This is a genomic window from Natrinema sp. LJW11, assembly GCF_056135975.1.
Window position 1 is genome coordinate 740,969 of sequence record NZ_JBWBDM010000001.1, and the last position, 12,375, is coordinate 753,343.

12 protein-coding genes and 2 pseudogenes are annotated in these 12,375 nt (G+C 52.1%); 7 read left to right on the top strand and 7 right to left on the bottom strand.

From position 1 onward, the window contains the following. Window positions 1–180 precede the first annotated feature (180 nt). Window positions 181–930 (bottom strand): proteasome assembly chaperone family protein, encoded by a 750-nt coding sequence (locus AC0QDI_RS03585; protein WP_474665297.1) that lies wholly within the window; start codon window positions 928–930, stop codon window positions 181–183. Window positions 931–1,531: 601 nt separating this feature from the next. On the opposite strand from AC0QDI_RS03585, the gene AC0QDI_RS03590 reads away from it, so the two are divergent. The 6 genes from AC0QDI_RS03590 to AC0QDI_RS03615 all read left to right on the top strand — a co-directional run bounded on the left by AC0QDI_RS03590 (window position 1,532) and on the right by AC0QDI_RS03615 (window position 5,083). Beyond that, on the top strand, window positions 1,532–2,497 hold the full coding sequence (locus tag AC0QDI_RS03590) for a transcription initiation factor IIB (RefSeq protein ID WP_474665299.1): 966 nt from the start codon (window positions 1,532–1,534) through the stop codon (window positions 2,495–2,497). Window positions 2,498–2,783: 286 nt separating this feature from the next. Beyond that, window positions 2,784–3,179, top strand: coding sequence for a DUF7344 domain-containing protein (locus AC0QDI_RS03595; RefSeq protein WP_474665301.1), 396 nt, complete (start codon window positions 2,784–2,786; stop codon window positions 3,177–3,179). After that, on the top strand, window positions 3,166–3,417 hold the full coding sequence (locus AC0QDI_RS03600; protein WP_474665303.1) for a HalOD1 output domain-containing protein: 252 nt from the start codon (window positions 3,166–3,168) through the stop codon (window positions 3,415–3,417). The genes AC0QDI_RS03595 and AC0QDI_RS03600 overlap by 14 nt, the downstream gene beginning before the upstream one ends. A gap of 303 nt (window positions 3,418–3,720) precedes the next feature. Next, complete coding sequence (locus AC0QDI_RS03605; protein WP_474665305.1) at window positions 3,721–4,134, top strand: hypothetical protein; 414 nt, start codon at window positions 3,721–3,723, stop codon at window positions 4,132–4,134. 547 nt (window positions 4,135–4,681) lie between these two features. Beyond that, window positions 4,682–4,822, top strand: a complete 141-nt coding sequence (locus tag AC0QDI_RS03610) for a hypothetical protein (RefSeq protein WP_474665307.1) — start codon at window positions 4,682–4,684, stop codon at window positions 4,820–4,822. Window positions 4,823–4,876: 54 nt separating this feature from the next. Further along, window positions 4,877–5,083, top strand: a complete 207-nt coding sequence (locus AC0QDI_RS03615; protein ID WP_474665309.1) for a hypothetical protein — start codon at window positions 4,877–4,879, stop codon at window positions 5,081–5,083. A 1,178-nt stretch (window positions 5,084–6,261) separates the two neighbouring features. Here AC0QDI_RS03615 and AC0QDI_RS03620 read toward each other — a convergent pair. From AC0QDI_RS03620 to AC0QDI_RS03630, 3 genes and pseudogenes are all read right to left on the bottom strand, one after another. Next, window positions 6,262–6,953: pseudogene (locus tag AC0QDI_RS03620) on the bottom strand (IS6 family transposase). 210 nt (window positions 6,954–7,163) lie between these two features. Next, window positions 7,164–8,201 carry a zinc-dependent alcohol dehydrogenase family protein gene (locus AC0QDI_RS03625; RefSeq protein WP_474665311.1) on the bottom strand — a complete coding sequence of 346 codons (1,038 nt, stop codon included), beginning with the start codon at window positions 8,199–8,201 and terminating at the stop codon, window positions 7,164–7,166. 70 nt (window positions 8,202–8,271) lie between these two features. Further along, window positions 8,272–9,342: a 2,3-butanediol dehydrogenase gene (locus AC0QDI_RS03630; protein WP_474665313.1), complete on the bottom strand. Its 1,071-nt coding sequence runs from the start codon at window positions 9,340–9,342 to the stop codon at window positions 8,272–8,274. A gap of 141 nt (window positions 9,343–9,483) precedes the next feature. On the opposite strand from AC0QDI_RS03630, the pseudogene AC0QDI_RS03635 reads away from it, so the two are divergent. Continuing rightward, window positions 9,484–9,586, top strand: a pseudogene (locus AC0QDI_RS03635) (IS1595 family transposase); the annotation flags it as partial. Window positions 9,587–9,598: 12 nt separating this feature from the next. On the opposite strand, the gene AC0QDI_RS03640 reads toward AC0QDI_RS03635, so the two are convergent. From AC0QDI_RS03640 to AC0QDI_RS03650, 3 genes are all read right to left on the bottom strand, one after another. After that, window positions 9,599–10,366 carry an SDR family oxidoreductase gene (locus AC0QDI_RS03640; RefSeq protein ID WP_474665315.1) on the bottom strand — a complete coding sequence of 256 codons (768 nt, stop codon included), beginning with the start codon at window positions 10,364–10,366 and terminating at the stop codon, window positions 9,599–9,601. Window positions 10,367–10,759: 393 nt separating this feature from the next. Continuing rightward, entirely contained in the window at window positions 10,760–11,455 is a 696-nt protein-coding gene (locus AC0QDI_RS03645) for a DUF120 domain-containing protein (protein WP_474665317.1), read from the bottom strand. Between the two features lie 162 nt (window positions 11,456–11,617). Further along, window positions 11,618–12,250, bottom strand: a complete 633-nt coding sequence (locus AC0QDI_RS03650; RefSeq protein WP_474665319.1) for an FAD-dependent oxidoreductase — start codon at window positions 12,248–12,250, stop codon at window positions 11,618–11,620. Between the last annotated feature and the right edge of the window lie 125 nt (window positions 12,251–12,375).

Consider the following 12,375-nt stretch of genomic DNA (forward strand, 5'->3'; position numbering starts at 1 on the left):
CCGAAACGCCCAGATGAACCCGAATATGCGGACGTGATCCATGAGTGTCGGCACTGTGGAACGACTGTGGATCAGCGAACAGAGTACTGTCCGACATGCGGTGGATCAGAAATTGCGACATACGCGATCGAATAACCGAAATACCGGGTCAGCGTGATCTCCCAAGATCGAGGTGATCTCCTATCGAAACATCCCCCGGACAGGTTCTTCCTGCTGGCCCTGCGCCTGCTGTAATTGCTGTGCGACCTGCTGTTTCTGGCGCTGAATCTCCTCTGCTTTCTCCTGTAGCTCACTGGTGTCGATCTCGAACTCGACGAACGGTTCAAGCGCGTTCTCGATCACGGACCGGGCCGCGGCCGGATCCGGGAGCCGTGGATCCGCCCGGACGAGCAGCAACGCTGCCGGAACATTCGCCTGATAGCACGCATTGATGAGGGCACCGGTCACACCACTCACAGCGCCATCCTCCTCTGCAAGTGCGATATCCGCCTCCTCGAGTTCCGTCTTCAGGTCATTGGTTGTTGCCACGCCGACGACGTTACCCTGCTGTTCCTCAGACTGGGCCGGTGCACCAGCAAGGAAGATCGCCCGATTAAAGTCCTCTACCAGCTCCTCCAGCACACACTGGCTCAGATCCGAGAATGCGTCTTCCGGTATCGGGACATCACTCTGCAGCGTCATGATATCAGGATCCGAACCACCGTAGACGCGTACCGAGTCTTGGACCAGACCGTCCGTAAACGATGCAACAGGTGGCAAAGTATCGGACCGGATCGCCCCATACTGCTCGAGGTCCAGCTGGTCGGTAATCTGATCGACGGCGATCGAAGCCACCAGTCCGTGGCCCGGTAATCCCTCGATCAGTGTCGGTGCCGCCGCATCGAAGTTAGCTGACCGATGAAACGTCACATCAGGAGTCTCTGCGGTCATGCCTGACGACCTACACCGACTAGTCAGATATGCGTACGGGGAACCGGCAGGTTCGTATCGGCCACTTAGGCACCTATATAGCACTACACGCCCTGATTCTCCGGTGGAAAGTAGTCTTCCCGTGTCTCACCCTCCGGCTGCTCCGCCACGTCAAGCACCGGTACGTCCTTGTCCCTCTTGTTAGTCGCAGAAATGTCCGCATCCTTCTCCGTGAGTCGTGTTGTCGGTCGTGGTGATCTTGTCAGTGTGCCCCGGGAAATAGGTCTCGCTCAGCTCGAACCAGACGCTTGTATCGACGGATGCATTTGAACAGTCCACTCTTGGCCATTCGTCCCCACGTGAGCCAGCCCCGCGACACCCAATCTACACCGGCGTATGAGTCCATATTCGCTTATGGAAACTCAGTGGACTACCTCGAGCAGTTCACGCTCGAGAAAGCAGAGGGTGAGCCCGATGTCTGAGGGAGAGGGTCAGTATCTCGAGCCATTCAGGAAGAGTATGGTCTCGGTTGCTGGTTGAACCGGTCGACCAACAGCCGAACCGATCCATCACTAATACCCTGAGTGTTTAACCTTCCAGAGAGACAATAGACAATTGACTGATGGAACGCCCGACTCGTCAGAAAGAGCGTGATGATGAGACAGAGCGCGAATCAACTGAACAAGAGGACGTTCAGACCTGTCCTGAATGTGACTCAAGTACACTCATTAGAAGTCCAGATGAGAGCGAAGTGAGCTGCGAGGATTGTGGGTTGATTCTTGAAGAAGAGGCCATCGATCACGGTCCGGAATGGCGCGCATTCAACAACTCGGAAAGGGAAAGCAAATCTCGCGTTGGTGCGCCGATGACCCAGACGATGCACGATAAGGGGCTCACCACCACGATCGACTGGAAAAATAAAGACGCCTATGGGCGGTCCCTCTCTGCAGAAAAGAAGAGTCAGATGAACCGGCTGCGGAAATGGCAAACACGGATCCGAACAAAGGATGCTGGCGAACGAAACCTTCAATTTGCGCTTTCTGAAACTGACCGGATGGCTTCTTCGTTAGGAGTCCCGCGATCTGTTCGGGAGGTAGCTAGTGTCCTCTACCGTCGCGCCCTTGACGAGGACCTCATTCGCGGACGCTCAATTGAGGGCGTTGCCACGAGTACACTGTATGCGGCTTGTCGTATGGAGGGGATTCCAAGATCGCTGGACGAAGTCGCCGCTGTCTCACGCGTTGAACGCATGGAGATTGGTCGCACGTATCGGTATCTCTCCAAGGAACTCAGTCTTGAGATGGAACCTGTTGACCCGAAGAAATACGTGCCTCGGTTCAGTTCTGAGCTTGATCTCCCCAAAGAAGTACAGGCAAAGGCAAATGAAATCATTGACACGACAGCTGAAAAAGGGATGTTGTCAGGAAAATCACCGACTGGATATGCCGCGGCTGCGATTTATGCGAGCGCACTCCTCTGTAATGAGAAAAAGACACAAAGGGAAGTTTCCAATGTTGCTCAAGTAACTGAGGTTACCATTCGAAACCGATACCAAGAACAAATCGAGGCATTGGGGCTTGGTAATTAGGAGAGAGTTATTGGACGATTCTCATAGGGCTATTTTCGTTCCGATTTCGGTGACCCAACCGATATGTAGGTGTGCGAATCTAACGCTGGTACCTCTACCAACTATTGGTGACTTCTGTAGAGCCGTGCTGAATACACAGCACACATCTCGCAGTATGGTTCGCTGAATTGGCTGCAAGGGCAGCTAAGATGGAGATCCTCGATAGATATGGTAAAGTTAAAATATGGAAATTATCAAAAGTTGCACGCCAACAAGGGTGAAGTGCGTAGAGACAATTGGCCAGAGTATGACTGCAAGTCCGTCTAACGATGAGGAATGGGCTGAGCGGTGGAATAAGTTATTTGATATCCTTTCTGTCGAGCCGCGGCGAGAAATCATCAATTCGTTGCTGGATGTGCCACAAGAGCGGCGGCTCTCGCTACCTGAGGCTGCAGAATCCCCTAACCAGTCGATGGACTCTGAGTCATTAGCTATTCACTTGCGCCATCATCACCTCCCTAAGCTCGCCGAAGAAGGGTACGTTCGCTGGGATCCCGAACGGTTCTGTGTCCAGCGTGGCCCCAACTTTGCGGAACCGGCATTTATCGTTGAGAACGTGTTCGAGTCGATGGACGAAATCCCCGAATCCTTGATTGACAACTGTAGGATTATCCAGAAGAAAATTAACGATGACGCGAACTGACGTTGTCACCAACGTTGTCAAAGCGGTGGCCGCCCAAGATGCGGTAGAACCAGGGGAACTCGATTTGTTGTACGAGTACATCGACCCGGAAATATTAGAGAAAGTGTATGAGCAAGAGAAGGGCGACTGGACCTTTACGTTCCAATATTCTGATCATCAAGTCACTCTGACCCACGAGGAACAAATCTTCGTCGATGGTGTCCTGCATACGCCGAGTGTATCAAGAGGGAGTAAATGACCAGTGAGTGATGCGGGTTCTCCACTGTGAACTCGATGTCTTCCAGGCTAACTTCCACCGCTGCATTCAGCACGCAGTCTCTGCTATCTCCCGGATAAATCAGTCGTCGATCCAACACCTACTTGACCTGTACTGAACGGCAACTATGTGTGCGAACTGAACGAATAACAGGGAGGAAAGGCCATTTGACCGATGAGAAGACTTATGCTTGTGTTATGATGGATTATTAATGTGAATCGACGGATGCTACTGGGAACTGTTCTCCTTCTCATCATAGTTCCGCTCGCTGGCTGTAGTCTGACCATGGACTATTCGACAACTGTTGGGGAACCCACCAATGGCACTGTAATTGAAAATGCTTCTGCCGAGTTCGTTGATAACTGGCAAGGAGTGAATTACGAAATTGAATATAACTCCAGCTATATAGATACGAACAATACCTCTGTTGGGAATTCAACATATAGTTTCAAAGTATATGAGCACGTAAATGGTTCTCTGGAGTTTGTGGACCAATCGGGTTTCAATACCATAGAGCCAGCCTCACCACCCGTATATCAGAATTCAGTATCTCCACCGTGGGACGCTGGTGAGGAGAGAAAATATGAAATTCGTGTTGTTGATACTACAACTAATACTACCACGGACAATATCAGTGATGCTACCACGGATACCGTTATTGACTCTGTAACCATAACAATCGAAAACCATGGTTCATGATACGTTCTTCCCCTGTACTTACCGTGTGTTTCACGAAGATATCTGGATAAAGAAAACATGCTGCTATCTACTGTTAATGAACGCGATGATGAGAAACTCACGGTGATGCGCTACAAGGACCTTTACGAGGACCGTCGCCCGTCGTTTCAGCCGATCATGAAGCGGTGGGACGGTTCATTTGTTGACTCTCGAGCCAAGGCGCTCGAGACCACGTCGGCAGAAAGGTCTTAGCGTCGCCAGTCGCGATACTCTTCTATGGCCGAATCCGTATCCGAATCTCAGTCCCGATCGCTCCGATTCAAAGGCCGTTCTCCACCGTGGAAGGCCGACGAAGACAGCGAGGACGGCGAGGAGAGTCCGAAGTGGGAGATCACTCCGTGTACCCGTCGTCAAACCACAAACGACGATTCAACGGCGACGTGTGCCGTTACAGACCTTACGGTTCCACTATGGCCGATATTGGGAACGGGCAATGATTGGACCCCAGTACGGTTTTAGTCGGTAAATGTGACTGTCTAAGTATGGTACGTCCAGTGTTCCACTATTCATGAGTACACCAACAGAGCCCGCCACTGACACGACCTACGTCGGACGCTTCGGAACGCTCTGTCGATACATCCCACTGTTCGACGCCAGTGCTCCGGACGGCTGGACGATCACGCACCGTGCCTACGACCGGACGGTCTGACTGCATCTCGAGACCGATATCTCGATCGAGTGTCGGAAGACGCCCGACGGGTGAGTGCTACTGCTCACCGATCGCCAGACCGATGAAGAGTATCCCGCGCTCCCGACGAACGCGACTCGGTGGAACGCCTACGGCGCAGTTCGATCCTTCTTCAAGGGAGAACCACTGCTACCAGCATCTCCGAGTTCCGGCTCAGAGTGGGAGACGCATCGAGAAGGCGTTCTGACGCTCGAGCGGATCCAGAACGAACGACAGGAGTGAGTCGGCGGCCGAATCACTTTTACCAGCGGTCGTTGGCCCCGATGGTATGCCTGCGTCTCTGACGATTAACGACCTCCTCCTAATCGAGGTGTTAGTCGCCTACCATAACGACCTTCGAGAGCGTGATCCTGACCACGCCCGGCAAGTATGGAAACGGGCACGGAATCTAGCCGCCGGGCGTGGCGAGACGATCGACGATGTGATGGGCCGGTACCACCGTCGTTAGCTCGACTCTTTTTATTGGATGCCGTGGCCAAGGTCGGCGATGTACGATCGTACTCCCCAGGAGGAACTCCTCGTGATCGAGGCTCTCGTCGAGTATCACAGTGATCGGAAAGACGTCCAACCCGAACAGGCGGCTCGAGCGTGGGTGCTAGCGAACGAAGACACGACCAGTAGAACCGAACAGCGAAACGCACGGCGAAAGCGTCTGGCAGCAACTGACGCCGGACGGCATGATCGAACTGTCGCGCATACCTCGGACGCGACAGTCGGGACTATCACGGCCGGGGGGTATCAATTGCGTGGCCAGTAGGTTTCATTCGAAACCCGGTGTATCTCGAAAACCGCCCGCCTAGATGTTTGAGAGGAGTCGGCGGGCATGTCGCGTACTGTGGGTGTGACGCGACAATTGTGCCCACCATATCATGAATTATCAATTGCGTGGCCAGTAGGTTTCATTCGAAACCCGGTGTATCTCGAAAACCGCCCGCCTAGATGTTTGAGAGGAGTCGGCGGGCATGTCGCGTACTGTGGGTGTGACGCGACAATTGTGCCCACCATATCATGAATTATCAATTTAGTGGCTCGATGAACGTTACACGTGTATCTGAAAGAGCCGCGGCGGCGCGAGGCAGGAAAACGCCCGCTCGCGGCTCAGGGGGAGTCGCGTTTGCGCTAACGCGACAGCTAAGCCAAGGGACGCGATCGTGTTGAATTCGTTGCCAATAGAAATTGGTCCGTGGCGATTGCCAGCACAACAGCTATCAGGCGCTAGTCGAAAGACAGCGCTGGCCGTCGCGTCTGCCGGTCGCTTGGAGGTTGATTTGTTGCCCCCTGCCGAGGCCGATCGTCACGGTGGTGGATTTTTGTTAGAGGTAGTGGATACAATGCAGTCTGAGAAATTTATACTACAGCACTGTATAGTTTAGCACCTCCGCTGGAACTTGTTTGTTAATTTACATGTTCGGTAGCTGTGTGTTATAGTAGTGAACAAACTATTCAAGTATTCTCTTGGGCTCGCTCGACTGCCGACCCACGAGTTATGGAAGCGGTCGATCCGCATTTTGAGGGTGTGAAACAACTTTTCGATGTGGTTTCGATCGACGCAGTCGAGGTGACCGCTCAATCCTAATCGATGAAGGGCAGTCAGATATCCAGCACCATCGACGAGAAACTCAGCACGAGAGAGATCGTGTTTCTCGGTGAGTCCATGCAGAAACGCAGCAGCTGGATCGTGCCTCGCCGTCCAAAGAGCGCGATGTCGAGAATGAGTATCGTGTCGAGGTCTATTGCAGCGTACATCCAAGATTGGTCGCCATTAATCCTGACAGCGGTTTCATCAACTGTGACCCGCGACGGCTTCACCGTCCTCAGAACGGTTCGCGTTCTAATAGGCCGCACGAGATCTTCGCTCTCGTGGACGTCGGCGGGTCTGGCACGCTGTCAGCCAGCCGATGTACCCAGTTCCGGATCGCTTGATGAGAGCGTTCAACGCCGAGTGAGCGAAGAATTGCTTGTGTCTCCCGAAGGAACAACCGGTCGCATGGAGCCGGGCGGCGAACGCCCTAACGGGCGTTGCCGTCCGCTCACGCTCTCAATTTTCATTAAATTCCGCCACGTAGCTCTCGCTGAGCAGGTCTGCGAGCATATTCCAAACTAACTCTACGACCTGCTCACTGCTCAAACCGCGCTAACTAGACGGTGCCATGCCATCCAGAAGGCCTGTTTAAAGACCTGTGTCTGACTCAGACTCTTCGTTGGAGACGAGGGTAGTTCTTGACCACCAGATCCAAAATTTCAAACGACGGTACGAGCCCAAAATGAGAAGTCCGTGATCGGGTTCGACCCTGACTCACTACTAGTTGACTTTCACCAATACCTTGATAGCTTCTCGCTCGTCCATCGCTTCATATCCCTCGGGAACGCTGTCGAGGTCGACGGTCTTCGTGAAGACTGGGGACGGATCGAGGGTGCCCTGAAGAACGTCGTCCATGAGTTCCTCCGCGTAGGCCCGGACAGGGGCAGGACCACCGGTCAGCGACGCATTACTGAAGAACAGGGGCTGTATGAACGCCGGATCTTCGACGTGCGGGACACCGACGTAGCCGATATCGCCACCAGGGCGGACCATACCGGCCGCGGCCTCCAGCGAGGATTCTGCGCCGACACATTCGAGGACGTGATTCGCGCCTCCGTACGTGAGTTCTTGAACTTCCTCGATGGCTTTCTCACCCCGGTTGGAGACGGTCTCCGTCGCGCCGAGTTCCCCGGCGAGTTCGAGGCGGTCCTCGTGGTGGCCGACCGCGATAATGCGCTCCGCGCCGAGTCGTTTTGAGGCGAGAACGGCACAGAGCCCGACGGCACCGTCACCGATGATGACGGCCGTGTCGCCGGCCTCGACATCCGCACAGACAGCAGCGTGGTGGCCTGTCCCCATCACGTCCGTAAGCGGAAGGAGTGCTTCAAGCGTGTCCTCGTTGTCGGCGTACCGGTCGGGGACGCGGACGAGTGTCCCATCGGCCTGTGGCGCACGAATTTTCTCGCCCTGCGCGCCACGGCCCTCGCCACTCCAGGAGCCACCGTTCAGGCACGACGTGTGGAGTCCCTTACGACAGAGTTCGCATTCGCCACAGCTTATCGCGAATGGGGCGAACACGCGGTCGCCGGGTTCGACTGACCGGATGTCGTCGCCGACTTCCTCAACGATCCCCATCGGTTCGTGACCGACGGGTTCTCCCTCTTCCTGTTCCTCTTCGCCGCGGTAGAACCAGAGGTCCGACCCGCAGATGGCGGTGTGCGTGACGCGGATGATAGCGTCTTTCGGGTCCTCGAGTTCTGGTTCGGATTGCTCTTCGATTCGAATGTCTCGTGGGCCTCGGTAGACTGCTGCCTTCATAGTTAGTATACAAGTTAAACTGCGACCTCGTATTAAATGGGTTCGGTGCTATCCAGAATATTTCATGGGATTAAGGTTTGACGAGTATCTTCACCTGATCACTTTCCGAGTCAAGTAGAGGTTCGAACCCTTCTGAAACGATATTTTCGAGATCAATCTGGTCAGTAATCATCGTCGAGGGTTCAAACCGACCCTTGTCGAGAAGATTGAGCACGCGTTCAAATTCCGTTTTAATCGGGCCCGTCTGGTATGCCAGTGTTCCATTGATGTCTCGCTCGGGGATGACGATGCTGTTCGTATCAATCTCGTGTGAACCCTCAGAGATACTGACAATAGTCACCTGACCTCCCGGACGGGCACTCTGAATCGCATCTTCGAACCCGTTTTGAACGCCTGTAGCTTCAAGCGTTACATCCGCACCACCGTTCGTGGCATCGGCGATCGCTGTGACTGCATCGGTTTCGGTCGGATCAATTACCAGATCAGCTCCAGCGTCGGTTGCGAGTTCTCGCCGTGAATCACGAGGTTCTGAGACAAATATCTTATCAGCACCAGCAGTAGCCGCACACTGTACGAGCCCGATCCCGATGGGACCTGCGCCGAAAATGGCGACAGAATCGCCGGTTTGAATCCCAGCGCGTCGAACTGCTCTGAGGCAGACACTGAGTGGTTCGACTAACGCGGCATGTTCAACAGGAATGTCATTCGGCATTCGATGAACGTTAGAGGCTGGGACGGTGGCATATTCGCCAAATCCACCCGTCTGTGCTGAGAGCCCGATGAAGGCTAGATCTTCACACAAGTTGTACTGACCTTCGTTACAATACTGGCATGATTCACAGGCGATACCCGGATTAACTGCGACGGGATCACCGGGGTCGAATTCCGTCACGTCAGCACCAACCTCATCAACGACACCACCAAACTCATGACCAAGACGTACCGGTGGTTCAGCTCCCGTAATAGGGTTCGGTTCACCGAAGTTCGGGACGAAGATCGGGCCTGCTTCGTACTCGTGGAGGTCGGTACCACAGATTCCGGCCGCCTCAACTTTGATCCGTATCTCGTTCGATCCAGTTTCCGGAATCGAAACGTCCTCTACACGTACGTCTTGCTGCCCGTGGTATATAGCCGCTCGCATGATAAGAACAAGCATTCATAGTTACTAATAATTTTCGGTGGGTTACCAATCCAAAGAGTTGGGTCAGTTTCGGTGTACTCTCACGGCTAAGACGGATACTGCTGAAAAATAAAGAACGGTTGGATAGCGGTACATGGCTTCGCAAAAAATATAGATAGCTCAATGATTCGACTTCTGCTGGCTGGTCGCCAGCAGGAATCACTAACCGTCTACCGACGGCTTTCAAGTGGACGAACCGTTTGACTACGTAAGTGCGCTACCAGTATCCATTTGCGAGGAGGCCACCGTCAACGACGAGGTTGTGACCGGTAACATGCGAAGACATGTCACTTGCTAAAAAGACGGCAGTCTTGCCAATCTCTTCGGGGCTGCACAGCTCACCGAGCGGAAGATGCTCTGCATGTTCTTCATCAATACCGGCGTCGGCCAGCATCTGGGTTTCAACAAGTCCCGGATTAATCGCGTTGACGCGGATGTTGTCGGGGCCAAGCTCGACGGCCAGTTCCCGTGTGAGGTTGGCTACTGCGCCTTTCGACGTGCAGTACGTTGAGGCTTGGTCAAGGCCACTTAGTCCACCCACCGACGAGAGGTTGACAATTACGTTCGTCTCGTCTTGCTCACGCATCACCTCTGCTGCAGCCTTACATCCAAAGAACACTCCGCGGATGTTGATATCGAGCGTCCGATTAAATTCGTCCTCTTCCACATCATAGAGTGATCCACCTTCGAAGATTCCCGCATTATTCACCATAACATCGAGTGATCCGAAAACGTCAACAGTTTCCTGGACCGTTGCTTGCAAATCATCTATCGAAGTGACATCTGTCTCGACGAAATGTGCCTTAGCGTCGTGTTCCGTTTCAATCAATTCGTGGGTCGGCTGACCGCCCTCGCGGGGTTCCTCACGGAGATCCGCAATAGTCACGTTCGCGCCGACTTCTGCCAGTTTCAGTGCGATTGCTCGTCCGTTCCCTGATGCGCCACCAGTTACAATCGTGGCTGCGTCATCTAAGCTTGCTAGCATGCAACAGAACACTGTATACGATTCGATATAAATATTTCCTCACAAATACTGTATTTTGGTGAGTTGAATTCGGTTACAAGGTAGGTTCAAATACCTCGTTTCACAATTTTTTCGACGGTATTGCTTAAGCTAGTGAAGGGGCTCCATAGTACAGAAATATCCCACTTTCTACTGCCGCTGTGCCTAAATAGACAACCTTTGGCAGAATGTCACTCCCGTTCAACACCGAACCTTTTGAATTTCAGCATGGAGACTTAGAGCACGGACCATCTTGGCTTTCAGCCTTTATTGAACAGTGGCCCAGCACAGTGTGTGGCATTTGTTACGAACTGATCCGAGTACCAGTTCGACAGAATTCTGTCGCCAAATGAAAATCAACTAACCGAAAAGCGTTCACTTAGTTATTATTTCTACCATATCTTTATCTGATAGATTTAATTTATCTCTTAGTTTTACATCTGATAATAGTTCAAGCTTGCTGTCCTCGTGAGAAGTCCGTTTCGGAACGATAACATGTGCTTGCTTATACCAAGATCCGTCATCTACGTGAACAGTCACTGGATAACATTGGGCAGAACCAAAGTCTTTATCCCCATCTGTCCAGCTATCAATAGGAATAGATTTTTGAGACTCAAGACGGGGTCTTCGTTCTGTACTCTTTTCTGTAAGGGAAATATTCAATGTCCCAGGATATGGTTCATACCCGAGTTTGTCAATAAACTGTTCTTGATAGCCTTCAAGCGAAACAAATTCTTTTCCTTTGCCAAGGCCACTCGTCACTGTGCCCTTGAGAAGTTGTGGATAATCTGCCCTAATAGATTTCCCATCATTATCACTTGGCCTATGATCGTGCTTATACGGATCCCGAGACCAGGATGGGCCATCATATAGTGAATCTTCCTTGTTTAGTTCCTTCACCTCTGTTTTTTTCCTACTAGCTTGTATCGAAAGAATGTCTTCTAAGAGTTCATTGACATGGTCTATGCAATGTACTATAGAAGTGTGTGAGTTCAGTACAGGAATGTATTCATTCGAAAAATAATTGCTGATGGGACTATTTCCATGATTGTGGTTGCCAAACCCGTGCATAGATGATGTACTATCTTGCCAGCCACTTAAAGGTAGCCCTTGTGAGACTACAGATTCTCTGCCTTTAGCTGCGTCTCAGACCTTGGTTTGGTAGTGGTAATGGAAGCTGTACATTTTTGCTGAAAGTATGGCTGCTAGTAGCAGTTTAAGCTGATTACGAACTCAAGCAGGCCCAAAGTTCTCGATCTCGATATCTTCTGACGGAACACCATCGTTCTCTAGAGCTTCTTTAGCTGATTTAACGAAGCCAGCAAACCCAAATATATAGACAGTCCGACCATCATTGATTGACTCAAGTTGAGAGATTACATCTTTGACAGATTCTGCCTGAACGACTTTGCCACCGTTTTCATGGATCGAACGAATTCGATCTTCATGCGGTGTGGTCTCTCCCTTATACCCGATTACTACTTCACTTTCTTCCTGTATGGCTCGCTCACCGATCCCGACAGCAGGACCGATGCCAGGACCAGCAGCAAGGACAATCGTATCGCTGGTACCCGTGTATCGAATGTCGCCGTACGGTCCGTCAAACGAGAGTGTAGTGTCGACAGGTTGACCTGCAAGCCACGGTCCAAGTGTCCCTTCAGGATCAACGCCGATTGTAATCTCAAAACTGTCGGTTACTTCGGGCGAAGAGATCGTATAGTAGCCAGTTTCCTCCTCTCCGTCAATCTCAGCCTTGATAAGGATAAATTGACCTGGTTCTGCCTGGAACTCATCAGGAGTTGCGACAGTGAGTGCGACCGTTTGCGGGCCAACCGATTCACTTGATTTGATAATTGATTGGTGCACACTCACTCGATTCTAATTAGATGCATATAAGCATTACCCTCATTGATAGCTTGCAGATCACTTCTCTACTGTAACGCTTGAGCACTATGACGTACTCCAAATCCAGGATGTTCCATCTCCCTGTG